A 23,268-nucleotide genomic window follows, 5' to 3' on the forward strand; every position below is an offset into this window, starting at 1 on the left:
GCCCCCTCGTCACCCCGGTCAATGGCCCACTAATGGCCCGGCGATCAGGTGCATGACCAGCGGTGGTGCGTGGCCTGGCCCCTGCTCCGCCCCCGCCCTCCTCGTAGATTCCGACCCCCCAGGACGGGACTGCCGTGTCAAGGGCAGCGAAGCTGATCGCGAAGCGACGCCGTAGGCGCCCTTGACTCGGCGGGCGCGGCCGGGACACTTGGGCCTCGAGGAGGACGGGCTACCGGGTTGGAGCCGAGGCCTCCGCCGGAGGCATAAGCGACGAGGAGTGGAGTTGCCCCGGGTTGCATAAGACCTCAAGATCCCTCCCTAAATGATCTGCGGCCCTGCGGCGAGTGAGGCAGAATGCCGACGCATGAGGGATAGACCGGCGGGTCTGGCGGAGGCCGAACTAATGTGGCACTGACCGAGGGCTGGGGCATCGAGCCCCACTCGATTGAGTACCTCCCAGTGGGCGCAGGCAGCTACCACTGGTCGGTGGTGGATCAGCGTGGGACGGCGTGGTTCGTCAAGGTCGATGACCCCGGTGTCGAGGACGCTGGATTTGATGATGCGTTCGACCGGGTCGGCCGATCGTTCGGTGCTGCCCTGGCACTGCGCCGGGATGCGGGGCTCGACTTCGTCCTCGCGCCGATCCCGACCGCGACCGACGCCGCGGTCTGGCGGCTGACCTCGCGGTACGCCCTGTCGGTGTTTCCGATGGTGGCGGGTGTCGCCGGGCAGTTCGGCGCGCACCGGCCCGAGGATCGCGTCGAGGTAATCGACTTGCTGACCGAGTTGCACGAGGCCACCTCGATCGTGGCGGACACCGCATCACGGGCCGACCTGGTGCTGCCCGGTCGGGACAAGCTGGAGGAGGCGCTGCAGGACCTCGATCGGGAATGGACCGGCGGGCCTTACGCCGAGCCAGCCCGCAAGCTGCTGTCCGTCCATGCCGGGCAAGTCCAACGATTGCTCGCCGACTTCGACCGGCGGGTCGACCAAGTACGAAACACCGCGGCGGTTTGGGTGGTCACGCACGGCGAACCGCACCCCGGGAATGTCATGCGTACCCCGGCTGGACTGCGGCTCATCGACTGGGGCACCGTGCAGATCGCTCCCCCGGCGCGGGACCTGTGGATGCTCACCCCCGCCCTCGCCCGTATGCTCGGCGAGGACCCGGATGGCGACGTCGACGACGTACTCGCCCGTTACACCCGGGCCACCGGCCGGACCGTCACATCGGCCGGCCTCGCTCTCTATCCCCTTTGGTGGCGGCTCGCCGACATCGCCATCTTCGTCGACGAGCTGCGCCGACCGCATGGCCCCGGTGGGCACATCGCCGCGTCGTTAACCTATCTGACCGGCTATCTCGAATCCAGCCGCGACTGACCTGCGGCCCGGATGGCGGTGCGGCGCCCTGTGCGGCAGAACGCTTTGGTGCCCGGTGGTGTAACGGCGGGCGGCCCGAGCCGCTGCCGTCCGGGACCGGCCCCCAGACATCCCATGCGCTTACGCGTCAAGCTGCGATCTCGGATGTCTTCTTCGATTCGCCCCCTGCGCGATGTGCCCAAGCGGTTGCTTCGTCATATTTGGTGCGTGTTTTCAGGCACCCGTGGAGGATTCCCACCAGCCGGTTGGCGAGTTGGTGGAGAGCCGCGTGATGAGCCACCTCGCGTGCTCGCAGCTCGTCGTAGTAGGCCCGGGCGCCGGGTGAGGCGCTCAAAGCGGCGAATGCCTGAGCGCCCAGGGCGTCGATGAGCCGGTCGTTGTGCACGAATCGTGCCAGCACGACTTTCTTCCTGCCGGAGGCCCTGGTGATCGGGCTGGTACCTGCATAGTTCCTGCGGGATTTGGCGTTGTCGTAGCGGTTGGGGTCGTCGCCGAACTCACCCAGCACCCGGGCACCGAGTATGTGTGCCAGGCCGGGTTGGCTGAGGTAGATCTCAGCGTCCGGGTGCCGGCCAAAATGTGCCTCGACCTGACCTTCCATGACCTTGATCTGCTCATTCAAGGTAGTCAGGATCGCTGCTTGGGCGCGCACCGAGGCGGCGTATGCGGCACTGACGACCTCAGGCTGGCCCAGATGATGAGCCCGCAAAGCCACCTGGATCGCTGACGCCTTGTCGGCGACGTTACGGCGCCGGGCTCGCCTGAGTACCGCGCTGATCTGCTCAAGAGTCAGTTTGGCCGCGGAAGCCGGATCTGGCGCCATTGCCAGCAAGTCCAGAGTGTCTGCCCTGGTCAGGTCATCAAAAGCGGCCAGAGCCGCGGGGAAGTACTCGCGTAACGCATGGCGTAGCCGCTGCACGTGACGGGTACGCTCCCAGACCAGCGTCTTATGCGCCCGGGCCACCACCTTGATCGCCTCACCCTGAGGCGTGTCACCGGCGATTACCCGATGTTGATGCCGATCGGTTCGCACCATGTCGGCCAGTGTGCGCGCGTCCGCGGCATCGCTCTTGGCCCCCGAGACGCTGTGCCGCTCGCGGTACCGTGCCACCGACAACGGATTCACCGCATACACCTGGTAGCCCGCCGCGATCAATGCCTGCACCCACGGACCTCGATCGGTCTCAATGCCGATCACCACCTGATCCGCCTCGATGCCCTCGGTCAAATGCCGGCCGATCAACTCATGCAGTTTCGCGATCCCGGCGACGCCTTCCTCCAGCCGCGCTTTGCCTAGCCGTCGTCCCGTCTCGTCTTGCAGCTCGACATCATGGTGCTCCTCAGCCCAGTCGTCCCCGACGAACAGCACCTCAGTTCCTCCTAGCCAGTGACGGCAACCTGGTTCAGCAGCTCGCGGGAGGCATTTCCACAACCTAATGATCTAGTGCTCAAGGCCGACTGCCTGGCACGACATCCCATCAGCGATCAATCCTCCCGACCACCGACAGGGGCATGATCTGGGGGTAGAACTCCCTAAAGGGTCCCGGCCGCACGAGTGCTCACCTGTCGACGGCTACCGTTACCGAGTCTGCCCAAAGCTCGAAGCCGACCCGGTAGTTCTCATTAGGCCGCATGCCCGGACGGCGGGCGAGCGCGGGGCCGCACAGCGGCGGCGCGCTGCGCCGCCGCCTTGACCCGGCAACCGGCGCGCTTCTGCCCACCTGGGATGAAGCGCTCGACGACCTCGACCAGGACGACGACGCCGAACCCCTGCACGTGGTCCGCTTCGGTCCTCAGCTCGACGTCCAAGGCGTCTTGGCCGGGACCCCGGCCGGTGCCGGGGCAAGGCACACAAACCCGAACACCTCGGCTACGCGGGCCGTCGCGTCTTGGTCTCGCGGAAGTGGTCGAACAAGACCCTGACCGAGCACAAGCACGACCGGCGTACCTGGGTGCTGGAAGCCCTCGGCCTCCCCGACGAGCCGACAGACCCGCACCGCTACGTCTGGCGGCCGGTCAAGCCCGGTGACCCCGGCCTCGACCCCATCGGCGTTCGCCTCCTGCGCTCGGTCCACGAACGCCAGCGATGGCGCAACCACATGAACCAGCTCCAGGCCCAAGCAGACGGACAAGATCTTTCGGCAACTGAAGGGAGGGCGGCATGACACCACTACTCGTCACACCGGCTGAGGCGGCGGAAGCGCTCGGTGTCGGCCGGACCAAGGTCTATGAACTCATGGCCTCGGGAGCGCTGCGATCGGTCAGGATCGGTCGTTCTCGCCGCGTGCCCTTCGAGGCGCTGACCGCATTCGTTTCGGCAATGGAGGAAGCAGCATGACCAAGCGCCGACGTTCCCAGGGTGAGGGTTCCGCCTTCAAGCGCAGCGACGGCCGGTGGCAAGGGGCCATCGATCTCGGCTGGCTGAACGGTAAACGTAACCGCAAGACCGTCTACGGCAAGACGGAGCGGGAGGTTCTCGACAAGCTTGCGGCGCTCAAAGAGGCCCAGCGGAAGGGACAGAACCTCGCGGCCCGGCCTCGGAGCTTCGCCGAGTGGCTCGATGAGTGGATCGAGATGAAGATCCGTCAGGGCACGCGGCCTCTGACCCTCCGCGGCTATCGGCGACTCATCAGCGACCGCATCAAGCCCGCGCTCGGCACGAAGAAGCTCGACAAGCTGACCCCTACCGATGTTCGGCGGCTCGTCGAGACGAAGGCCGATTCCGGCCTCAAAGCGGCCACCGTCAAGCAGATCCACGGGCTGATCAGGAATGCGCTCGCCGATGCCGAGCGGGAAGAGCTGGTTTACCGCAACGTCGCCAAGCTGGTCAAGCCGCCATCGGTTCGGCGGGAGGAGGCGAGAGTCCTAACGATGGAAGAGGCCAAGAAGCTGCTCGACGCGATCAAGGGCGACCGGCTCGAAGCCTTCTGGATCTGCGCCCTGACACTCGGGCTACGGCGTGGTGAACTGCTCGGGCTCCGGTGGGATGACATCGATTTCGGCAACGGGCAGCTCACCGTACGGCAGACGCTCCAGCGGGCGGATGGAAGCCTTCAGCTCGTCGATCCCAAGACCGACCGGTCACGCCGGACCGTCCCCGTCCCGGAACCGACCCTCGCAGCCCTCCGCAGGCACCGGCGCACCCAGGCGGCCGAACAGCTCGCGTCGGGAGAGAGGTGGAAGGATCAAGGGCTCGTCTTCGCCTCCACCATCGGCACGCCGATCGAACCGGGGAACCTCTCAGCGCGGTGGCGCAAGGCGCGGACAGAGGCGGGCCTGGACTGGTTGAGACTGCATGATCTCCGCCACGCCTGCACGTCCTACCTGCTGGCCTGCGGAGCATCGCCGCGCACGGTGATGAAGACGCTTGGGCACAGTCAGATCGCGCTGACCATGAACACCTACGCGCACGTGCTGCCGGACATCGAACGGGCGGCCGTCGACGCTGTCGCCAAGAAACTCTTCGGGTGACTCCACAGCAGCAGGGCCGGACTCTCACGATGGGGGTTCCGGCCCTCTTGGCTGTAAAAGGTGGCTGTAACACCCCTCAGAACAAGATCTGTAACTGGTGTTTTGCCTGGTGGGGCGCCAGGGATTCGAACCCTGAACCTACGGATTAAAAGTCCGCTGCTCTGCCATTGAGCTAGCACCCCTTGCTAGAAGCAGGGTACAGAGCGTACCCCGCCTCCGGCGACGTGCTTTACCGCGATCACGATAGCGGGTCAGCGGAAGGCATCCAGCCCTGTGAGCGCCTTGCCCAGCGTCAGCAGATGCACTTCCTGGGTGCCCTCGTAAGTCAGCACGCTCTCCAGGTTGTTCATGTGCCGGATCACGGGGTATTCCAGGGTGATCCCGTTGGCGCCGAGTACGGAGCGGGCCTGGCGGGCGATGTCCAGCGCCGCACGGACGTTCGCCAGCTTGCCGAAGCTGATCTGCTGCGGCCTGAGGGTGCCCGCCTCTTTCAGCCGACCGAGATGCAGGGCGGTGAGCCCGGACTGCTCATGGGCGACGGCCATCCACGCCAGCTTCTCCTGGGTGAGCTGGAAGGCCCCGATCGGCTTGCCGAACTGCACGCGCGTCTTGGCGTAGTCGACGGCGGCCTCCAGGCACGCGCGGCCCGCGCCGACGACGCCCCACAGGATGCCGAACCTGGCCTCGCTCAGGCACGACAGCGGGCCCTTCAGCCCGGTCACGCCCGGCAGTACGGCCGAGGCCGGCAGGCGTACGTCGTCGAAGTACAGCGAGGATGTCACGGAGGCGCGCAGCGACAGCTTCCGGTGGATCTCCGGCGCGGAGAACCCGGGGGTGTCGGTCGGGACCACGAAGCCGCGGATGCCGCCGTCCGTCTGTGCCCAGACCACGGCCACGTCGGCGATCGAGCCGTTGGTGATCCACATCTTGGCGCCGTTGAGGATCCAGTCGCCGGACGGGTCCTGCTTGGCGTTGGTGCGCATCCCGGCGGGGTCGGACCCCTGGTCGGGCTCGGTCAGCCCGAAGCATCCGATGGCCTCGCCCGCGGCCATGCGCGGCAGCCATTCCTGCTTCTGCTCCTCGGACCCGTACTTCCAGATCGGGAACATCGCCAGGGAACCCTGGACTGAGACGAAGGAGCGCAGACCCGAGTCGCCCGCCTCCAGTTCGCGGCAGGCCACACCGTACGAGACGGCGTCGAGGCCGGCGCAGCCGTACCCGTCGAGGTGCATGCCGAGCACGCCGAGCGATCCGAGCTGCGGGGCGAGCTCGCGGGCGGGGAAGACGGCCTCTTCGAACCACTCGGCGACGTCGGGAAGGACGCGGTCGGCGACGAAGGTCTGTACGGCGTCCCTGATCATGCGCTGCTCGGGGGCGAGCTGATCGTCGAGGTTCAGCAGGTCATCCATGACAGCCAGCGTATCGGGGCCTTATCGGGGTTTGGCCAGGGGGAATCCCGATGCACATGTCTCGGAGAAAGAGGCACGCTGGAAGCATGAACGAGACACACAGCAACAGTTCGGTCAAGCAGCTCCGGCGGACCAAGAACGGCAGGGTCGTGGCCGGTGTGTGCTCTGGAATCGGGGAGTACATCGGCGTCGACGCCAACATCCTCCGGATCGCCCTCGCCGTCGCCACGTTCTTCGGCGGCCTCGGCGTCGGCATCTACGCGGTGGCCTGGCTGCTCATTCCCGAGGAGGACAAGAACTCCTCCATCGTGCAGGACCTCGTGAACAAGAACAAGGACGGGCACGCCTGGCAGGACGCCAAGACGAGGTGGGACCGCGCCCAGCACGCCTGGTCACAGCCCACCCAGCAGCCCGCTCAGCAGTACGGGCAGGATGGCGGCTACGAGCAGCACCCGTACGCCCAGCCCGCTCAGGCGCCGAAGCCGCAGGAGCCGCAGGGCCCGCAGGCGTGACTCACGCAGCCCGTACCTCCGCGATGATCTCCGTTCGGGACTCGGTCCAGGCCATGGCCAGCCATGCCGCGAGGGAGAGTCCGGCCGCGCCGGCCAGGGCGACCACCGGCTCCGGACCGAGTTCCTGGGCGACGGCGCCCCCGATCAGAATGCCGGCGCCCTGGGCCGCCAGCAGCCCCGACTGAACGATTCCGAACGCCTGGCCCCGCCGGTCCGCGGGAACGCACTGCACGAAAGCCGCGTTCGCCGCGAGCTGGTACGCGCCGCCGATCCCCGACAGGACCCAGAGCAACAGAACGCCGACGAGCGGCGGCCGCATCGCACACACGATGAGCGGCGCGCACGTCAGCATCGCCATCCACCCCATCGCTCTCAGGCGCGCCGACGGCGCGACGAAACGGCTGAAAACGAACGCGCCGATCACGGTCCCGGTCGGCATCGCGGCCATGAGCAGGCCGGTGACCGCGGGCACGGGCAGCGTCCCGTCATCGAGCTCCATGGCGTACGGCACGGCGATGCCCTCGGGCAGCACGTAGAACCCGCAGAGCCACGCGAACAGCACCAGGGTGCGTAGTCGCCGCTCCCCGAAGACGAGGCGGCCTCCGGCCCTGGTCATGGTCCACATCGAGGGACGGCCTCCGGAGCGCGCGGGAGAGCCGCGCCGCCGTACACCGGCGACGATGACCAGAGCGGACCCCAGGAAGGTGGCCGCGTCGAGCGCGAGCGCGCGGTACGGCCCGAGGCCGGCGATGACGGCGCCTCCGGCGGCGAACCCCAGCATCTGGACGGCCTGGTTGGTGACGTTCTGCAGCGCGGAACCGACGACGTACCGGTCGCCTTCGAGCACTTCGGGCAGCAGCGCCGCGCGTGCCGCGGAGAAGGGCGCGCTCAGCAGGACGACGCAGAAGACGAGCCCGCAGAGCGCGCCGAACGGCATTCCCGGTATGGCGGTGACGGCGACGAGACCGGCTCTGAGTACGTCGCAGGCGAGCATGATGCGCCTACGCGGATAGCGGTCGGCCAGCCCGGCGAGCAGCGGCCCCCCGACGATCGGCGGCAGGTAGGTCAGCGCGTAGACGCTGGCGGTGGCGAGAGCGGACTGGGTCCGGTTGTAGACGAGGATGGCCAGCGCGACCTGGGCGAGCTGGTCGCCGAGCAGGGACATGCCCTGGCCGAGCCAGAGGGCGCGGAACTCGCCGATGGCGATGACCTCGCCGTAGGTCGCCTGGCCTTCGACGGGACGGCGGTGCTTTCCAGGTGGCCGAACGGGCCTGGTCGCCGCCATTTCACCCCGCAGAGGTCACCCGTACGAACCGTGTTCAGTATGTCACCTACAGTGCCCACGGTGCCGTCGTTTCGCAACTCCGGATGGATCACCAGCCGAGTTCGTGCAGCCTGTCGTCGTCGATGCCGAAATGGTGCGCGATCTCGTGGACCACGGTGATGCGCACCTCCTCGACGACCTCCTCGGGTGTCTGGCAGATCTCCAGGGTGGGATTGCGGTAGATCTCGATCCGGTCCGGGAGGACACCGGAGTACCAGTCGCCGCGCTCGGTCAGCGGTATGCCGGTGTAGAGGCCGAGAAGGCCGGGTTCGGGAGGGTCGTCCACGACGACCACCACCACGTTGTCCATGACCTTGGCCAGTCCGGGCGGGATCGTGTCCAGCGCCTCGGAAACGAGCTCCTCGAACCTGTCCAGGGGGAGGTCGATCATGTCTCCATCGTGTCACCGAGACATCACCGTCGCGATACCGCCGTACGGCCGACGGACCAGCTGGCCGGCGGGCCGATGAGATGAACATCACAGCGGGCGATGCCGCGCACGCCGGATTCGCCGGATCCGCCATCGCGATCACCCGTGGATTCGGGTAAGCAGGAAAGGCATGGAGACAACGGATTGGAAGGGGACCGTCCGGCGGCTGAGTAGGGGCCGCGTGGCCGGAGTGCTGGCGGTCGTCGTGGTCGCGATGGCCGGAGCGTGGCTCGGGCTCGCGCTCGGCGCCTCCATCCAGACGTCCATGGGTCCCGCGGACGTTCAGATGTCCTTCCAGCCGACCTGGCGCGGCGAGTCCGTCATCGACGTCCGCCCGCTCGGGACCCTGCGGTTCGACTCCCACCACGGCCCGGTACGGCTCACGCTCGGCATCGAGGCGGTCCACCCCGACGTGGCCCAGGAGATCCTGGACAACCCGGAGTGGGCCGACCGGCTGCCCGAGACCATCGAAAGGGACCTGGTCGACGGGCTGCGGCGACTGGCGATCCGGGCGCTGTTCTTCGCGGTGGCCGGGGGCTTCCTGACGGGCCTGGTCGTGTTCCGCCGGATCTCGCGGGCGGCCTGGACGAGCGTCGGCGCCCTGGTCGCCGTGGCCGCGGTCGGCGTGGCGTCGGTGCTGACGTTCAACCCGCGCTCCGTCTCCGAGCCGCGCTACACCGGGCTGCTCACCGGGGTCCCGTCGCTCATCGGCAGCGCGGAGTCGATCGTGACGCGGTTCGACGAGTACCGCGGCCAACTCGCCAAGCTGGTGACCAACGTCTCCCAGCTCTACGAGGCGGGGTCGACGTTGCCGATCTACAACCCGGACCCGGGCACGATCCGCGTCCTGCACGTCTCCGACCTGCACATCAACCCTGTGGGATGGAACGTCATCCGGTCGCTCAAGGAACAGTTCAAGGTCGATCTGATCGTCGACACGGGCGATATCAGCGACCACGGGACCCGGGCGGAGAACCCGTACGTCGAGGAGATCGGCAAGCTCGGCGTGCCGTACGTCTACGTCCGGGGCAACCACGACTCCGCGGTCACCCAGCGCGCGGTCGCCAAGCAGAAGAACGCGATCGTGCTGGACGGCGCCGCCAAGACGGTCAAGGGGCTGCGGATCTACGGGATCGGCGACCCCCGGTTCACCCCCGACAAGTCGTTGCAGCCCGCCGGGGGTGACCCCGATCTGGTCAACCTCGGGCGCACCCATGCCGTACAGCTCGCGCCGCCGGAGCGGCCGAGTCCCGTGGCCGCGCCGACGCCGGAGAGGATCCCGGTCGATCTCGTCGCTGTGCACGATCCCACCGTTGGCCGGGCCCTGTCGGGTTCCACGGCCCTGGTGCTGGCCGGGCACGTGCACAAGCGATCGACCGAACTGCTGCCCACCGGGACCCGGGTGATGATCCAGGGATCGACCGGAGGAGCCGGGCTGCGCGGCCTCGAACACGAGGAGCCGACGCCGCTTGAGGCGTCCGTTCTGTACTTCAGCAAGGACACCCATCGCCTGCAGGCCTGGGACGACATCACTGTTGGGGGCCTGGGAGAGCAGTGGATCCAGTGCCAGCGGCATATCGAGCCGGAGCCTGGCCGTACAATTCTTCCGGAGCCAACGAACGTCCCGTCTCCAACGGGAACGATCAGCGGCACACCGTCGCCGGTCGCTTTGGCATCACGGGCAAACGTCCCCTATGCTTCAGAGGTCTCCGACGGAAGACGGAACGGAACGGGGCGAAAGCCCTGAGCCCCCATCGTCTAGCGGCCTAGGACACCGCCCTTTCAAGGCGGCGGCACGGGTTCGAATCCCGTTGGGGGCACTGGCGAGCGCAAGCTCACCGGGGAAACGGAAGGTCGAAGACCTCCGAAGAACTGGTAAGCTAAGCAAGCCGAACAAAACGGAAGCGAAAAACTTCCTGCACAAGGTCCTGTAGAGCAGTTTGGAGTGCTCGCCACCCTGTCAAGGTGGAGGTCGCGGGTTCAAGTCCCGTCAGGACCGCTCACGGCGTAAGCCGTAGGGTCAGGTAGCTCAGTTGGTACGAGCGTCCGCCTGAAAAGCGGAAGGTCGGCAGTTCGACCCTGCCCCTGACCACACTCTCTGAACAGCAAGAACGCCCCGAGCCGATTACGGCCCGGGGCTTTTTGATCTCTCTCGGCGGCAACGCTGACGGCAACGTCCGACACATGCTGATTTCAGCTTGCGAGCCGCAACCAGACGGGGCGTCCTGTCAGGATCTCGCGCCGTATGGTTTCGCCGAGCTTCTCGCCGAGAAGATGGGTGGTCTCCGCCAGGTCGGTTGCTCGTTGGGCCAGTTGCTCATCTTGAGGGGCCTTGGCCCACATGCTGTAAGCCTCTCCCCACATCAGATATGTGTCGTAGTGCTCTGTAGCGGCCGTACGGACTGGGTTGGAGCTGAACATCATCAGCCGGTTCAGCATCCGAATGCCGTCCGCCGAGTTGATGTCAGCGATGGGGGAATGAGGCATCACCTCAGCGGCGCGCATATGGTCGTCGACCGCCTTGAGGGCGTCCACGGCCCAACCAAGATATTCGTCGTAGACGTCCGTCCGTCGCTCCCATATCCGATCTTGCAATGCTCGGTTCCGCTGGTGGCGCAGCGTGGCGAGGGTGATGATCACGTTCGACACCAGTGCGATCAAGGCGACGAGGTCGCTTCCGTCTAGATTCACGGGCAAAGATTTACACCTCAGGCGGTCGCCCGAGGCACAAATACGAACGAGCACCCCGCGTTATCCAGGGTGCTCGTTCAGGGATGGTCGCTATCCGAGTGTGTCGCTGAGTTTGCCGAGGGCCTTGCGCTTCTCTCGAGAGACGCATGCGCGTAGATGGTCATGGTCACCTCGATGTCGCCATGGCCAACGATGTCGCGGACGACCTGGGGCGGAACACCGAGGTTGAGCAGGATCGTCACACAGGTATGCCGCCATCGGACGATCACATCGCCGACCACCGGATGTGGCGCCGCTACGGCGATCCTCCCGAGAAGGCCACTACTTCCCGCTGGGCACCTGGTCCTTGACCTCGTCGTAGCCGACCTTGGTGGGTGCCTCGGTCGGCGAGTAGATCACGCGGATCACGCCCGTCGGAAACGCCTCTGTCGCCGTCATTCTCAGGTGGTATGGCGCTTCGCCGTCGTCGAACAGCCTGCGGCCCTTACGCGCCGCCACCGGGTGCACCAGCAGGCGCAGCTCATCGACCAGCCCCGCGGCGAGCAACTGCTGCACCACGGAGATCGAGCCGGGGATGAGGATGCCTCTGATGCCGGCATCGGCCTTGAGCGAGGCGACGGCATCGAGGAGATCGCCTTTGATCAGCTCGGAGTTGCGCCAGGAGAACTCCAGCGGCTGGCGCGAGACGACCACCTTGCGCACGTCCCCGAGTTGCTTGGCGAACGGTGCGTCGTCCCCACCCGCCGCCTCGCGGTCGGGCCAGGCTCCGGCAAAGCTGTCGTAGGTCTCCCTGCCGATGAGCAGCACATCAGCGGTGTCATAATCCTCGCCGACGGCGCGGCCCATGTTCTCGTCGAAATAGGGGAAGTGCCAATCGGGGTTGATCTCGGCCACACCGTCGGCCGAGATGAACAGCGTTGAGATGACCTTTGCCATCGCGGTGATCCCTTCGAGTCAGGCGGTATCGGTAGGTAGACCGGCGCAGCATCCCAGACTCATCGCCGGCCACAGACCCGTCCCGATGGAGAGTCGGCATTTCGAGGTCGGCGTGATGCATCGGCACAGTTTCGTCGACCGGATGCAGATGGGCGACCGGGTTCCTCGAGCCCTGTCGTTCTGTCCCGACAGGTGATGCGTTCAAAGGATCTCGATCAGCCCGCACCCTCTGCGACAGAAGCGGGCATGTTGGTGGGACGCGCATGCGTGCTCCGGAGCGTGGATGAAGCGGTGAGTTCAGCGGGATTGGTGGCAGACTGCCTCGACGTTGTTGCCATCGGGGTCGCGTACGAAGGCGCCGTAGTAGTCCGGGTGGTACTCCGGCCAGACTCGCGGCTCATGCAGGACCTCCGCGCCGGCGCCGATGGCCGCGGCGAAGAAGGCATCGACGAACTGGCGGTCGGTTGCCGTGAACGCGATGTGCGACTCGCGGAAACCGTCGCCGGTCGACTGCTGGCCAATCCAGAACGTGGGGCGGTCAACGCCGTATCCGATGACTGGACCGAATTCCATGATCCGTCGGCCGCCGAGCGGCGCCAGAACAGCGTCGTAGAAGGCCGCGCTCTTGACGAGATCTCCGCACTGAATCGACAAGTGATCAAGCATGGCGGCAGTCTGCCAGACGGCACCGACTGAACCGCCCCGCTTCGGTGGAGACCTCAGGAGTTGATTCCAACGAGTTCGCTGGACTGGTGTTGAGCGTAGTAGAGGGCTTCGTACTCATCCGGCGGAATGTTGCCGATGGAGGAATGCAGACGGGTGGTGTTGAACCACTCGACCCATTCCGCTGGCGGACTTGGCTGCCATGACTCGATCCTCTCAAGGGAACGAGCCTCCACCGAAGCCGGAGCGCTTCACATCGTGGGTCATGCGGTGACGGGGGCGCCAAGCCCGGCCACGGTGACCGCGCGCGACCTGATCCGGCCGGAGTCGTCGAGCAGGTAGAAGGCGGGGAAGGCGGAGTTGGGGAAGGCCAGGCAGACCGGCCCGTTGGTGGGCTCGGTGATCACGGTGGCGCTGCCGCGCAGCGTGTCCGCGTAGCTCTCCCCGTCGGGGCCGGACACGACGGCGAGTACCTGCGAGGGGGAGTAGCCCGCATTGGCGACGAGTTGGAGGAACGGCGGCAGTTGCCCGGGGCAGGCCTGGCACTCGGTGTCGAAGAAGCCGATCACCGCGGGCCGCCTGATCCCGCGCACGTCGGGGACGGTCGAGCCCAACGGCAGCAGCGGTGGCCCCGAGGGAGCGGCATGCTGCCCGGCGTGGCGCATCCTGCGGATCACCGCGAGCGTCAGCACCAGGTTGAGCGCGCTCACGACGCCCACGATGACCAGGGCTGCGATGACGTACGGCATCAGAGGTTCCTCTCCATGAGAAGGTCGGCGAGGTCGTCGAAGAGCACGAGCACGGCGGCGAGCACCGCGGCGGCGACCAGCGCCAGCGCCACCCCGGCGAGTTCGACGCTCCCGCCCGGCATCACCCAGCCGGTGACCGCGACCGCGATCAGAAGCAGGTTGCGCACGATCTGGGCGCGGCTCAGCGGAGCGGCGGTGACGCCGAAGCACCGGCAGGTGGCGGCGGAGCCGCGGCGCAGGGCCAGCAGAATCGCGGTGGCGAAAGCCGCCAGCATCACGGCGGCCAGCACGAATCCCGCGCGCTCGCCCAGGACGAGCAGCGCCACGGCGGCGCTCTCACCGGCCAGTACGGCTACCGCGACCGGCGCGGCGGGCAGGCCGGGAGCCAGACCGGGGACGGAGGACATGAAGGCGCGCCAGCCCGTGGCCTTGCCCGCCAGCGCGGCCAGGAAGACGAGGCAGAGCACGGCCCTGCAGCCCAGCTCTATGTACGGCATGGCACTCCTTCACAGGTGGGGTCCGCCCACGACCCCCTGCGGAGGGGCCGCGGGCGGGGTGTGGAGGGTCAGCAGCACTCGTAGCAGGACACGTAGGTCGTGCAGTTCGACCGCGTGCAGGTCCACGCGCTGTGGTCGAGCCAGCGGTGGCACCAGCACTCGTAGGGGCACGCCGCGGCGTCCGCGGTGGCGGCGGGCAGTATGGCGCCGAGCATCCGGTCGCCCAATGCCTTCAGCGTGCGAGTCATCCGACCTCCTGGGTGAGAGGGGCTGTATCGGCCTGATCATCGCCACCGGGTCAGGGGAGGGGCAATCCTTTCGGACCACCACCGAAATGCGACAAATCAGGCACTGTATTTGAGGAGCTCGTGCCCCAGCGAGGTGAGCACGTGCCGCACCGCCCGGCCCTCGCGGTAGGTGTCCACGAGCCCCGCCAGCCGCAACGCCGTCACGTGCTCGGACACCGTGGAGGCGCTCACCGCCAGCGACCTGGCCAGCTCGCCGGTCGCCAATCCGCCGCCGATCGAGCGCAGGACCCTGGCGCGAGCCTGCCCGACGACCTGGGCCAGGGCGTCCACCGACGCGGGGCGCTGGGGGCCCTCGTCGCTGACCGGATAGGCGATGACGGCCCTGCGGTCGCCGCGGGGCGGCGCCAGTGCGAGAAAGCAGCGGCTGGCGCACATCAGCGGCGAGAACGCCACGCCCCCGTCACCGAGCTCCACCGGCGACGGGCACATGCCCGAGGTGTCGATCTGCAGGGCGCAGCCGTACCAGCTCAGCCTGGGGGTGAGCCTGGGCAGCGTGCGGCCGAAACCCCGCACGCAGATCAGCTCGGAATAGCGGTTCACGTGCGCACTCAGGCGGCGGCGTATCGCGTCCCACTCCGGGGCCACGCAGCTGGCATAGAAGGCGCGTAGCGCGTCGGCGACGTCGCCGAGACCGGGCTGGACGTCGAGCTCGTCGTTGAGCGTGCCCACCCCGGGTGGCAGCGGCAGGTCGGCCCAGAGGAAGCCGGACACGCTGTGCGGCGCGTGGTGGACACGTCGCACGAACGGCATGGCCCTGGCGGGCGTTCTGCGCGCCAGATCCCGCCACGGCGATCCGGGTACGGCGAAGCCGGGATGATGCAGGCACAGGGCGGCGAACAGGGTGTGGTGCAGCGGGGAGATGGTGAAGGTCGTCGCGGCCAGTCCTGCGGCAGAAAAGACCAGACGCATATCCCAGCCCCGTTGTCAGAAACGTCCGGACATAATGGAGTATGCGACTGTTAAGACGTACTAACAAGGGTGCGTAAGACGACCCCCAAAACACGGTCAGTTGGTACAAACCCCCACAATCTCGAGTCCGCGCTGACCTCCCCGTCGCCCAGCACCACGAGCTTTCCGGGCGGCACCGTGGAGGGCAGCCCGGGGCACTCCGGCGGCACCGGTTCACCCGGCAGCGCCGCGACCCGCTTGACCACCCACTCGGCGGCCGCGACCTTGGGCAGCGGCCCCTCGCGCCACCGCATCCCCGGCCCGATCGGCTCAAGCACCACGATCTGCCCGCGCCTGACTGCCTTCCCGCGCAACACCAGCAACCGGTCGCCGGGCCGCAACGCCGGCACCATGCTCTCCCCTCGTACGGTCACCACCGCCAGCCGACGCCTGGCGAGGAGCACGACAACGACCAGCAGAGTGGCGAACACGGCGATCACGGGCATGGCGAGAGCGTAAGCGTCCGCCCTGTGGGGCTCAAGAATTCGAATCACTCTCCGCGCAGAACCCTCGTCCGGTTGAGCGGGAGGGGCTGAAGGCGCCGAGCGGCCAGCCCGGGACGGCTGGGATCATGTTTCGTGATCTTGACGACGATGTACGTCGTCACCCGGCGTCTGTTGTCTTCGCCTGGGCTGCCGCTGCGGAGGAGCGTCTTCGAGGAGGCGGAGCTGGCGAGTCTGACGTCAACGTCGGCCACCACAGGCACACGGCAGCGGCCGTCCGCAGCCTTCTGGCCTCGCATCGGTTGAGCCGAGCAGCGCGGTCGGTCCGTCTGGAAAGCGGAAGGTCGGCAGTTCGACCCTGCCCCTGACCACATCTCTGAACAGCAAGAACGCCCAAGTCGATCATGGCCCGGTGGGCCTTTTGATCTCCAGTGACAGCAACGGCCATCGTGTCGCAGGTCGCATCCCCTGGCAACCTGGTGACCATGTGGTTCCTTCCATGGCCAACTGCCATCGATCGGACTTACGGCACCCGTGTACCCAAGGCGGCCCACACAGTCAGAGCTGTGGACACTCCCACGATGATGGAGCTGTCCCGTGAGGCCGATCTCCTTCGTGGAGGCTCAAAACCTCAGGCCCTTGAGTATCTGGGCGCGCATCTTGCCCCGAAGGGGACTCACTATTTGATCCCCAGGCCGGTCAGACCATGGGATGCGCGGCTTGGGGAGGTAACTGAAGAAGTCTGGTGCATGGACGGGTTGCTCAGAATGAACGACGGGGCGCTCGTCAGGAAGCGGCTCGGCATGTCCTTGCCGACAGCACGCTTCCTTCGATAGCCGGAGCGCTTGCCAGGGTGGAGGGCCTACCGGGTCGCTCGGCTTGCTCGCCAGGGACGCCGTGATGTCTATCTCTGGCGTCGTGATCATCGGCATGACCACACCTGCGAATATCTCTCGTGCGTCGCAGAACGTGAAGGCGTGCCTCCCCCGGGAACGTGTGGAGGGGCGGGTGAACGCCTGCGTCGACGTCATCCTCAGGGTGGCTGAATGACAGGACGCGGACGGGTGCACGGCTGAAGTTGGCCCGGTTTGGTGGACACCTGACCTCTGGGGAACCCTGGTTCCCGGAAGGAGTCCACTGTGCCGAATAACTATCCGCCGGAGTTCCGCCGGCAGATGGTGGAACTGGTGCGCGCGGGACGGTCGCCGGAGGATCTCGCCAAGGAGTTCGAGCCCTCCGCGCAGTCGATCCGTACCTGGGTGCGCCAGGCCGACCTCGATGACGGCCGCCGCCTAGACGGCCTCACCAGCGCCGAGAAGGACGAGCTGGCCCGACTGCGCCGTGAGAACAAGATCCTCCGCGAGGAGAAGGAGATCTTGCGTAAGGCCGCGGTTTTCTTCGCGCGGGAGACGGATCGGCCGAGATGAAGTACCGGCTGATCGATGCGGAGAAAGACCACCACGATGTCTCCCTGCTGGCCCGGGTGCTGGGTGTGTCGCGCCAGGGCTACTACGCCTGGGCCAAGCGCGGCCCGTCCACTCGCGCCCGTCGTGATGCCGAGCTGACTGAGAAGATCCGCCGGCACCATACGGCCTCCGATGAGATCTATGGAGCGCCGCGCATCCACGCCGACCTGCGCGAGATCGACGGGGAGAAGGTGGGCCGCAAGCGAGTGGCGCGGCTGATGCGCGCGGCTGGGCTGGCCGGTGTCTCCCGGCGCAGGGGCTGTCGCACGACGATCGCGGATCGGCGGGCTGCAGCCGCATCCGACCTGGTGAAGCGGAAGTTCGAAGCGGAGGAGCCGAATCGGATCTGGACGGCCGACATCACGTACGTGCCGACCTGGCAGGGGTTCGTCTATCTCGCTGTGGTCTTGGACGTGTTCTCCAGGCGGATCGTCGGCTGGGCGATGGCCGACCACATGCGGACCGAGCTGGTGACCGACGCGCTGGCGATGGCGATCCACCAGCGCCGCCCCAGCGTCGGGGTGATCCATCACAGCGACAAGGGCAGCCAGTACACCTCGATCGCCTTCGGCCAGCGATGCGCGCAGGCCGGGGTTCGCCCCTCGACGGGCAGGACCGGGACATGCTTCGACAATGCGATCACGGAGAGTTTCTTCGCCTCGCTGGAGTGCGAGCTGATCGACCGGCGGACCTTCCGTACCAGGTCAGAAGCCGAACGAGCCGTGTTCGCCTACATCGAGGGCTTCTACAACCCACGCCGCCGCCACTCCGCGAACGGCCAGCTCAGCCCCGCCGAATATGAACGTCGACACGTAATCAAGAGCATTCAAGAAGACGGCTATGCTGCCGCGTAGCTGAAAGCCCTGACCTGTCTACCGAACCGGGGCAACTCCACGGCACACCCTCGGCACTGAGGTCGCCATGGCGACTGCTGGCTGCCAGCGAACGCACTCATCTGCCGCGATCCGGAGTTGATATGCCGATGACAGCGCTGACGACCACGACGCGGGAATCGCACCACACCGCCCTTTGACTCGGCTTTCGTGAGGGTGAGGCAGAATCCGACCGGACTATGGAGCTTCGCGGTGAGGCCGGTCAAGCTTGGAACGCCCGAATCGCGAGCGCGGCGAAACGTCGGGAGGCGGCAACCCGGGCGTTTGTCGATGTGGCGTGCAGGCCGCCGTTGGCCATCAGCATGAGGATGAGGTCGTCCAGGACGAAGTCGGGCCGCAGGCGGCCGCTGTCCTTGGCACGGCGCGCGAGTTCGGCGAGCGAGGTGAGCGCCTGTTCGCGCACTGCGGCGAGATCCATGGCGTGGGGAAAGGCCGAGGTGAACGCCGTGGTGAAGCCCCGGTTTCGTGCGTGCAGCTCACAAAGCTTCTCGATCACGAGGCACAGGCCGTGCCACGGATCCGGATCGGCGAGCCCCTCCTCGACGATGGCATGGCACACATACATCTGTTCTGTGAAAGCCTCGGTGGCCAGCGCCTGCTTGGTGGGGAAGCGGCGGTACAGGGTGGCGGGGCCGACCCCGGCGCGCCGGGCTATCTCGCGCATCGGCACGTCCATGCCTTCGGCGGCGAACAGTGCCCGAGCCGCGTCGAGGATACGCTCGCGGTTGTCCAGTGCGTCCGAACGCAGCGTCTGAGGCAAACGGTCGATCACTCTCTCACTTTAGCTAAACGGACGTCGGCGTCCGTTAGCGTTCCAAGCAGCCAGGGGTCGCTTAACGACGGCTTTGATTGAGCTCACGAAGGGACAACAGTGAAGGCAGTTGCGATCGAGGAGTTCGGGGGTCCCGATGGGCTGGCAGTCACCGACATCCCTGCACCGGCTCCCGCTCAGGGACAAGTGTTGATCCTCAATGAGGCGATCGGCGTCGGAGGCGTCGACGTCATGATCCGAAGCGGGGCTCTAGCCGCCTACGGCTTCCGGAAGGGTCATGTCCCAGGCGGCGAGGTGGCGGGGACGGTGACCGCGGTGGGCGATGGCGTCGACCCCGCATGGGTCGGGCAGCGCGTGTGGGCGTTCACCGGTACAGGCGGCGGCTACGTCGAGCAGGCGATCGCGCCGATCGGAGAGGTCCTGACCCTCCCGGCGAACCTTTCCGCTGTCGACGCCGTGACGCTCGGGAGCTCCGGGGTCGTGGCCCACTTCGGTCTCGCCCATGCTCACTTCTCTCCGGGCGAGACCGTGCTGGTACGCGGCGCGGCCGGCAGCATCGGGATCATGACGGTCCAGCTCGCGGCTCGCGGTGGTGCCAGCGCCGTGGCAGTCACCACCTCCTCCCCTGAGCGTGGCCGTCGACTGCGCGAACTCGGTGCGACCCACGTGCTGGACCGTTCGGGAGCAGGAAGGCCGGACGATCCCCCGGGCTACGACGTCATCATCGACGTCGTAGCAGGTGAAGACATGCCTTCGTTATTCGACAGGCTCAACCCCAACGGTCGACTCGTGGTTGTCGGCGCAGTCGGGGGCCAGCCGCCGGCAGACTTCGGCACGAGGTTGATGGCGGCATTCCAGAAGTCGATGTCCTTCGCCACCTTCAGCGCCGCGACGGTAGCGGAGTCCGCTCGACGTGCCGTGAGGATGGAGCAGTTCGCCGCCGCGGATCGTGGCGAGCTCCAGACGGTGGTGCACGAGGTGCTGCCGCTGGAGCACGCCGTGCTGGCACACCAGAAGATGGACGCTGGCGAGGTCTTCGGGAGAATCGTCCTGACCCCGTAGGCGCCTGATCGCGCCAGATGACGATTCGGCTCGCGCAGCACGATGTCCCAGGGCCTGTCGTCCAAGCGCACTCGTCTGCCGCGAGTCGCGCGTCTGGTCCCGTCTAGCAACTTCCGACTCTGCCGGGATCAGTAAGTCTGCCTCTCTCCGCTCGACGCATCGGATGGCGCGGTCTTCGCGGGCTCGTCGAGGCGCAGGATCGTTTCCTCGATCTCCTTATTTCGCCCGTTGGCGAACGAGATCTCCGTGCCTATGATCGCGAATCCTGCCCTCTGCAGCACCTTGAGCGATCTCACATTGTCACTCGCGGCGCGGGCGAACAGGGGCCGCACGCGAACCGATTCCAAGAGCAGGGCGAGCGCTCGGCTGCCCACGAACCTGCCCCCGTCCGTGGCGCCTCCAGTCGGTAGGGTCGCGGGATGACGACGAGCGCCGGTCCCGGAGCTGACCGTTCGCCAGACCAGCGGCGGTGGATGTGGGAGCATCCGGTCGGCCCGCGCTGGCTGCTCCTTGGCGACGTCGGCTTTGAGGGCTCCTACGAGGACGACATCCCGCTGGGGTTGTGCGCGGAGATCGAAGGACTGTTCGTTGACCTGCCGCCGCGGCCGCGGGAGCGGTTCACGCTCGTCGGCTGCACCCCGGACGGCGCGCTAGCCGACCTGCTCGATCGGCTGCCCACCGAGGCACTCGGCACCGAACGAGCCTGGCTGGGTGACATCTCGATAACGGGGCCTCCACCACCGCCAGGCACGCCGCCGTCCTGGTGGGGCGAGGACCTCGGCGACGTCGTCGTCCTCGCGCAACGGCCAAACCTTACGATGTCCGAAACCGTGGACATCGATCTCGACGGGTTCGTCCACATCTACGACCGCACGGACGCCGTGGCACGTCCCGGCGACGTCACCGAATTCGTCCTCTGGAGCCGGGACGAGACGCCCTACGGCACCTGCAGGGACGTCACCGGCGTGTTCCGCGAGCAAGCCGCACCGCCGGTGCCGCAGGTCCGGCTGCTCGGCTGCAGACCAGAAACCCATATGCTGACCGCGCTCAACGCGGTGGGACAGTCCACCAAGGCCGGCCTGCGTCGCCGCCGGATCCGCGCCGAGGTGTACCTGGTCGCCGCTGATGGTTCGGTATGCCGGGCGATCGACGCCCTGGTGTCCGGAACGGTCGAGGCAGGCGAGCCGTCCCGGCACGGTGCCGGACTCCTCGACGTGACCGTCGACAGCGACCCGCGTGAACCGCTGCCGACCGGGGTCCTCGGCATCCTGGAGCACTGGTACGCCGGACGGCCCGCTGAGAAGAATCTGTGGGCCAGTTACGACGGGGAGTTGCGCCACCACTGGGCGGGAGCGGCGCTCGCCCACCGGTCCAATACGCCGGACCGGCCGGCCGACACCACCTACGACCTCGACGGCCGGTTCGTGACCGACATCGAAGGGTTCTACTGCGCCATCGGCGAGGCGATCAACGGTCCGGGCGGATACTTCGGCTGGAACCTCGACGCCCTCGACGACTGTCTCCGCGGGAGGTTCGGCGCGCGGGCACCGTTTCGGCTGGTATGGCACGACTCGGCCGTCGCCCGCAAGCACCTCGTCGCCGGCTACGACCGGCGCCAGCTGGGTCCGGCGATCACCTTGGAATATCTGCTGGGCATGCTCGCGGCACACCATGTCGAGATCGACTTGCGCTGAGCCGCGAGCCAACGCCGACTACGGCTACGTCGCCCGGTGTAGGCGGCCGCACCGCCGATCCTCCATGATCGGATGCACGCTCATGCCGCGAGTCGCACCCCCGGCCCCACTCCGGATTGATCATCTCAACCATCAACCGTGGCCGCAGTGTCAAGCATCAGCCGAGGTAAGACAGACGGTTCAGGAGTGGCGGATGGGAACTTTCTCTACGTCTTTGAAGGCGGCCCGCTACGCGGCCCGCCGGGCAGTGGGTAGGTAAGCGTGCCCGTCTGCGACGCGGTCACGTCCCGGAGCGTGTGACCGGCGTCTCCCAACTCGACCGCCGCTGCCACCTCGTGAACCGCGACGTTGGCCGGTCCGAACTCGTGTTGTAGTCGTTGTGCCCCTCTTCCAACCGCCCGGCGACCTCACGAGCCCGCGCCCATCAGGCGCGCTCCCAGGCGAAGTGCGGCGTCGGCTCCCGCGCTTTCGCTGTGCCTCGCTGAGTCGGTTCAATCGGCATACCCTCTACCGTCGAGGCGGTGCCTCAGCTCACGGCCTTCTTGACGAGGGCGGTGATCGTCTTCGCGGCTTCGTCGCTCAACTCGGTCACAGCGAAGGACGTGGGCCACAGGCCGCTGTCGTCGGCGAGGTTTGCTTCGGCGGTGAAGCCGAAGGTTGAGTAGGGCTCTTTGTCCGTGTTCCCGCTACGGAAGAAGCACACAACCTTCCCCTTTATGGCGTAGGCCGGCTGTCCATACCACAGCTTCGGCGACAGCTCTGGGGCGTTGGTGGTGACAATGGCGTGGATGCGTTCGGCCATTGTGCGGTCCGACGGCTCCATCTCCGCGATCTTCGACAGCACATCGAGTTCCTCGGCGGCTGCCTTGTCGACACGACCGCGGTTCGCCTCCTTCTTCAGTTCCGCGGCGCGCTGCTTGATGGCAGCACGCTCTTCCTCGGAGAAACCGTCCGTGCTTTTCTTGCTCTCCGCGCTGATGTCCGCGCTCACCGCTGTCACTCTCCTCGTCGTCATTGGTGTGAAGTGCCTGTGACGCTAGCCGTGCCGCGAAGCCGGCGCTTCTCGATTCTTGATCGATGCTCGCCCCGTGCTTCTGGGACACACCTCGTCGCACGGGCTCACACTGCTGGCTGTGGCCCGCGCGGCAGGCGAGGTGGAACGATGGTGCGCATGGGTCTCGGGCGTGCGGAGGCGCAACGGTTGCATGACATCGCCGTGATCCGTCGTGTCCGCGACCGGATCGATCGTGAGTACGCCAAGCCGCTGAACCTCCAGGCGCTGGCCGCTGGGGCGCACATGTCGGTCGGGCACCTGTGCCGAGAGTTCCGTCGCATCTACGGTGAGTCTCCGTACTCGTATCTGATGACCCGGCGGATCGAACGGGCGATGACGCTGCTGCGCCGCGGAGACCTCAGCGTCACGGAAGTGTGTTTCGAGGTGGGTTTCTCCTCACTGGGCACGTTCAGTACGAGGTTCACCGGACTGGTCGGCGTGCCGCCGAGCGTCTACCGGCGTGACCATTCCCAGGCCGCAGCGGGTATTCCGCCGTGTCTGAGCAAGCAGGTGACCAGACCGGTCAAGAATCGAGAAGCCCGCGCCCGGTAGTCATGCGTAGCGTG

The 23,268-nt window shown here is 67.0% G+C and carries 26 protein-coding genes, 5 tRNA genes and 1 pseudogene; 14 read left to right on the forward strand and 18 right to left on the reverse strand.

Annotated features, from left to right (window positions below):
* The first annotated feature begins 405 nt into the window (after positions 1–405).
* Positions 406–1,380 carry a phosphotransferase gene (locus tag AB0I59_RS24365; protein ID WP_358136284.1) on the forward strand — a complete coding sequence of 325 codons (975 nt, stop codon included), beginning with the start codon at positions 406–408 and terminating at the stop codon, positions 1,378–1,380.
* Between the two features lie 127 nt (positions 1,381–1,507).
* Here the strand turns inward: AB0I59_RS24365 and AB0I59_RS24370 are convergent, their stop codons facing one another.
* Together AB0I59_RS24370 and AB0I59_RS24375 are read right to left on the reverse strand one after the other, a co-directional pair.
* Entirely contained in the window at positions 1,508–2,749 is a 1,242-nt protein-coding gene (locus AB0I59_RS24370) for an IS110 family RNA-guided transposase (RefSeq protein ID WP_061254049.1), read from the reverse strand.
* A gap of 254 nt (positions 2,750–3,003) precedes the next feature.
* Positions 3,004–3,189, reverse strand: a complete 186-nt coding sequence (locus tag AB0I59_RS24375; RefSeq protein ID WP_358136288.1) for a hypothetical protein — start codon at positions 3,187–3,189, stop codon at positions 3,004–3,006.
* 53 nt (positions 3,190–3,242) lie between these two features.
* Between AB0I59_RS24375 and AB0I59_RS24380 the strand changes: the two are divergent.
* From AB0I59_RS24380 to AB0I59_RS24390, 3 genes and pseudogenes are all read left to right on the forward strand, one after another.
* Positions 3,243–3,545, forward strand: a pseudogene (locus AB0I59_RS24380) (replication initiator); the annotation flags it as partial.
* The gene (locus tag AB0I59_RS24385; RefSeq protein WP_082776660.1) at positions 3,542–3,718 is read left to right on the forward strand and encodes an excisionase family DNA-binding protein; all 177 of its coding nucleotides are present in this window, start codon (positions 3,542–3,544) and stop codon (positions 3,716–3,718) included. The pseudogene AB0I59_RS24380 and the gene AB0I59_RS24385, both read left to right, overlap by 4 nt.
* Positions 3,715–4,851 carry a site-specific integrase gene (locus AB0I59_RS24390; RefSeq protein ID WP_358136292.1) on the forward strand — a complete coding sequence of 379 codons (1,137 nt, stop codon included), beginning with the start codon at positions 3,715–3,717 and terminating at the stop codon, positions 4,849–4,851. Before AB0I59_RS24385 ends, AB0I59_RS24390 begins: the two co-directional genes overlap by 4 nt.
* Before the next feature lie 107 nt (positions 4,852–4,958).
* Here the strand turns inward: AB0I59_RS24390 and AB0I59_RS24395 are convergent.
* Both AB0I59_RS24395 and AB0I59_RS24400 read right to left on the reverse strand, forming a co-directional pair.
* Positions 4,959–5,033: transfer RNA gene (locus tag AB0I59_RS24395), tRNA-Lys, on the reverse strand.
* Positions 5,034–5,102: 69 nt separating this feature from the next.
* Positions 5,103–6,260 (reverse strand): acyl-CoA dehydrogenase family protein, encoded by a 1,158-nt coding sequence (locus tag AB0I59_RS24400; RefSeq protein WP_061254046.1) that lies wholly within the window; start codon positions 6,258–6,260, stop codon positions 5,103–5,105.
* An 86-nt stretch (positions 6,261–6,346) separates the two neighbouring features.
* Between AB0I59_RS24400 and AB0I59_RS24405 the strand changes: the two genes are divergently transcribed.
* A complete protein-coding gene (locus tag AB0I59_RS24405) occupies positions 6,347–6,772 on the forward strand; it encodes a PspC domain-containing protein (RefSeq protein WP_358136296.1) in 426 nt (141 codons plus the stop codon).
* A 1-nt stretch (position 6,773) separates the two neighbouring features.
* Here the strand turns inward: AB0I59_RS24405 and AB0I59_RS24410 are convergent, their stop codons facing one another.
* On the reverse strand, positions 6,774–8,057 hold the full coding sequence (locus AB0I59_RS24410) for an MFS transporter (RefSeq protein WP_061254045.1): 1,284 nt from the start codon (positions 8,055–8,057) through the stop codon (positions 6,774–6,776).
* Positions 8,058–8,145: 88 nt separating this feature from the next.
* A complete protein-coding gene (locus tag AB0I59_RS24415; protein ID WP_358136299.1) occupies positions 8,146–8,487 on the reverse strand; it encodes a metallopeptidase family protein in 342 nt (113 codons plus the stop codon).
* Positions 8,488–8,656: 169 nt separating this feature from the next.
* Here AB0I59_RS24415 and AB0I59_RS24420 point away from each other — a divergent pair, with 169 nt between their 5' ends.
* From AB0I59_RS24420 to AB0I59_RS24435, 4 genes are all read left to right on the forward strand, one after another.
* Positions 8,657–10,273, forward strand: coding sequence for a metallophosphoesterase family protein (locus AB0I59_RS24420; RefSeq protein WP_063818668.1), 1,617 nt, complete (start codon positions 8,657–8,659; stop codon positions 10,271–10,273).
* Positions 10,274–10,346, forward strand: a tRNA-Glu gene (locus AB0I59_RS24425).
* Between the two features lie 104 nt (positions 10,347–10,450).
* A tRNA-Asp gene (locus AB0I59_RS24430) sits at positions 10,451–10,525 on the forward strand.
* Positions 10,526–10,544: 19 nt separating this feature from the next.
* A tRNA-Phe gene (locus AB0I59_RS24435) sits at positions 10,545–10,618 on the forward strand.
* A 101-nt stretch (positions 10,619–10,719) separates the two neighbouring features.
* On the opposite strand, the gene AB0I59_RS24440 is transcribed toward AB0I59_RS24435, so the two are convergent.
* The 9 genes from AB0I59_RS24440 to AB0I59_RS24480 form a co-directional block, all read right to left on the reverse strand.
* Positions 10,720–11,217, reverse strand: a complete 498-nt coding sequence (locus AB0I59_RS24440; protein WP_061254043.1) for a hypothetical protein — start codon at positions 11,215–11,217, stop codon at positions 10,720–10,722.
* 77 nt (positions 11,218–11,294) lie between these two features.
* The gene (locus AB0I59_RS24445; RefSeq protein WP_358136303.1) at positions 11,295–11,498 is read right to left on the reverse strand and encodes a tyrosine-type recombinase/integrase; all 204 of its coding nucleotides are present in this window, start codon (positions 11,496–11,498) and stop codon (positions 11,295–11,297) included.
* A 40-nt stretch (positions 11,499–11,538) separates the two neighbouring features.
* The gene (locus AB0I59_RS24450) at positions 11,539–12,153 is read right to left on the reverse strand and encodes a dihydrofolate reductase family protein (protein WP_358136306.1); all 615 of its coding nucleotides are present in this window, start codon (positions 12,151–12,153) and stop codon (positions 11,539–11,541) included.
* Positions 12,154–12,450: 297 nt separating this feature from the next.
* Entirely contained in the window at positions 12,451–12,819 is a 369-nt protein-coding gene (locus tag AB0I59_RS24455) for a VOC family protein (protein ID WP_061254041.1), read from the reverse strand.
* 260 nt (positions 12,820–13,079) lie between these two features.
* A complete protein-coding gene (locus AB0I59_RS24460; RefSeq protein ID WP_061254040.1) occupies positions 13,080–13,565 on the reverse strand; it encodes a hypothetical protein in 486 nt (161 codons plus the stop codon).
* A complete protein-coding gene (locus AB0I59_RS24465) occupies positions 13,565–14,062 on the reverse strand; it encodes a MauE/DoxX family redox-associated membrane protein (protein WP_061254039.1) in 498 nt (165 codons plus the stop codon). Before AB0I59_RS24465 ends, AB0I59_RS24460 begins: the two co-directional genes overlap by 1 nt.
* Before the next feature lie 68 nt (positions 14,063–14,130).
* Entirely contained in the window at positions 14,131–14,310 is a 180-nt protein-coding gene (locus AB0I59_RS24470) for a hypothetical protein (protein ID WP_061254038.1), read from the reverse strand.
* Between the two features lie 96 nt (positions 14,311–14,406).
* Positions 14,407–15,279: an ArsR/SmtB family transcription factor gene (locus AB0I59_RS24475; protein WP_061254037.1), complete on the reverse strand. Its 873-nt coding sequence runs from the start codon at positions 15,277–15,279 to the stop codon at positions 14,407–14,409.
* Positions 15,280–15,329: 50 nt separating this feature from the next.
* On the reverse strand, positions 15,330–15,764 hold the full coding sequence (locus tag AB0I59_RS24480; protein WP_063818684.1) for a S26 family signal peptidase: 435 nt from the start codon (positions 15,762–15,764) through the stop codon (positions 15,330–15,332).
* Between the two features lie 298 nt (positions 15,765–16,062).
* On the opposite strand from AB0I59_RS24480, the gene AB0I59_RS24485 reads away from it, so the two are divergent.
* Positions 16,063–16,132, forward strand: a tRNA-OTHER gene (locus tag AB0I59_RS24485).
* Between the two features lie 804 nt (positions 16,133–16,936).
* Positions 16,937–18,081, forward strand: a protein-coding gene (locus AB0I59_RS24490) for an IS3 family transposase (protein ID WP_358136713.1) whose coding sequence is annotated in 2 segments (ribosomal slippage) — positions 16,937–17,150 and positions 17,150–18,081 — 1,146 coding nt in all. Because the reading frame shifts where the segments join, the coding sequence is not laid out codon by codon here.
* Between the two features lie 241 nt (positions 18,082–18,322).
* Here the strand turns inward: AB0I59_RS24490 and AB0I59_RS24495 are convergent.
* The gene (locus tag AB0I59_RS24495) at positions 18,323–18,892 is read right to left on the reverse strand and encodes a TetR/AcrR family transcriptional regulator (protein ID WP_358136312.1); all 570 of its coding nucleotides are present in this window, start codon (positions 18,890–18,892) and stop codon (positions 18,323–18,325) included.
* 186 nt (positions 18,893–19,078) lie between these two features.
* Between AB0I59_RS24495 and AB0I59_RS24500 the strand changes: the two genes are divergently transcribed.
* Entirely contained in the window at positions 19,079–19,954 is an 876-nt protein-coding gene (locus AB0I59_RS24500; RefSeq protein ID WP_358136315.1) for a zinc-binding dehydrogenase, read from the forward strand.
* Positions 19,955–20,082: 128 nt separating this feature from the next.
* On the opposite strand, the gene AB0I59_RS24505 is transcribed toward AB0I59_RS24500, so the two are convergent.
* Entirely contained in the window at positions 20,083–20,328 is a 246-nt protein-coding gene (locus tag AB0I59_RS24505; protein ID WP_358136318.1) for a GNAT family N-acetyltransferase, read from the reverse strand.
* A gap of 45 nt (positions 20,329–20,373) precedes the next feature.
* Here AB0I59_RS24505 and AB0I59_RS24510 point away from each other — a divergent pair, with 45 nt between their 5' ends.
* Complete coding sequence (locus AB0I59_RS24510) at positions 20,374–21,648, forward strand: barstar family protein (protein WP_358136321.1); 1,275 nt, start codon at positions 20,374–20,376, stop codon at positions 21,646–21,648.
* Positions 21,649–22,174: 526 nt separating this feature from the next.
* On the opposite strand, the gene AB0I59_RS24515 is transcribed toward AB0I59_RS24510, so the two are convergent.
* Positions 22,175–22,639 carry an iron chaperone gene (locus AB0I59_RS24515; RefSeq protein ID WP_358136324.1) on the reverse strand — a complete coding sequence of 155 codons (465 nt, stop codon included), beginning with the start codon at positions 22,637–22,639 and terminating at the stop codon, positions 22,175–22,177.
* A gap of 180 nt (positions 22,640–22,819) precedes the next feature.
* Here AB0I59_RS24515 and AB0I59_RS24520 point away from each other — a divergent pair, with 180 nt between their 5' ends.
* Positions 22,820–23,254 (forward strand): helix-turn-helix transcriptional regulator, encoded by a 435-nt coding sequence (locus tag AB0I59_RS24520; protein ID WP_061254184.1) that lies wholly within the window; start codon positions 22,820–22,822, stop codon positions 23,252–23,254.
* Positions 23,255–23,268: the final 14 nt, after the last annotated feature.

The organism is Microtetraspora glauca (assembly GCF_040656155.1).
GTDB lineage: Bacteria > Actinomycetota > Actinomycetes > Streptosporangiales > Streptosporangiaceae > Microtetraspora > Microtetraspora glauca.

Coding starts and splice junctions, on each gene's coding strand:
- AB0I59_RS24385 (WP_082776660.1), top strand. CDS start 3,542: ATGACACCACTACTCGTCACACCGGCTGAGGCGGCGGAAGCGCTCGGT.
- AB0I59_RS24390 (WP_358136292.1), top strand. CDS start 3,715: ATGACCAAGCGCCGACGTTCCCAGGGTGAGGGTTCCGCCTTCAAGCGC.
- AB0I59_RS24400 (WP_061254046.1), bottom strand. CDS start 6,260: ATGGATGACCTGCTGAACCTCGACGATCAGCTCGCCCCCGAGCAGCGC.
- AB0I59_RS24405 (WP_358136296.1), top strand. CDS start 6,347: ATGAACGAGACACACAGCAACAGTTCGGTCAAGCAGCTCCGGCGGACC.
- AB0I59_RS24410 (WP_061254045.1), bottom strand. CDS start 8,057: ATGGCGGCGACCAGGCCCGTTCGGCCACCTGGAAAGCACCGCCGTCCC.
- AB0I59_RS24415 (WP_358136299.1), bottom strand. CDS start 8,487: ATGATCGACCTCCCCCTGGACAGGTTCGAGGAGCTCGTTTCCGAGGCG.
- AB0I59_RS24420 (WP_063818668.1), top strand. CDS start 8,657: ATGGAGACAACGGATTGGAAGGGGACCGTCCGGCGGCTGAGTAGGGGC.
- AB0I59_RS24450 (WP_358136306.1), bottom strand. CDS start 12,153: ATGGCAAAGGTCATCTCAACGCTGTTCATCTCGGCCGACGGTGTGGCC.
- AB0I59_RS24455 (WP_061254041.1), bottom strand. CDS start 12,819: ATGCTTGATCACTTGTCGATTCAGTGCGGAGATCTCGTCAAGAGCGCG.
- AB0I59_RS24460 (WP_061254040.1), bottom strand. CDS start 13,565: ATGCCGTACGTCATCGCAGCCCTGGTCATCGTGGGCGTCGTGAGCGCG.
- AB0I59_RS24465 (WP_061254039.1), bottom strand. CDS start 14,062: ATGCCGTACATAGAGCTGGGCTGCAGGGCCGTGCTCTGCCTCGTCTTC.
- AB0I59_RS24470 (WP_061254038.1), bottom strand. CDS start 14,310: ATGACTCGCACGCTGAAGGCATTGGGCGACCGGATGCTCGGCGCCATA.
- AB0I59_RS24475 (WP_061254037.1), bottom strand. CDS start 15,279: ATGCGTCTGGTCTTTTCTGCCGCAGGACTGGCCGCGACGACCTTCACC.
- AB0I59_RS24480 (WP_063818684.1), bottom strand. CDS start 15,764: ATGCCCGTGATCGCCGTGTTCGCCACTCTGCTGGTCGTTGTCGTGCTC.
- AB0I59_RS24510 (WP_358136321.1), top strand. CDS start 20,374: ATGACGACGAGCGCCGGTCCCGGAGCTGACCGTTCGCCAGACCAGCGG.
- AB0I59_RS24520 (WP_061254184.1), top strand. CDS start 22,820: ATGGGTCTCGGGCGTGCGGAGGCGCAACGGTTGCATGACATCGCCGTG.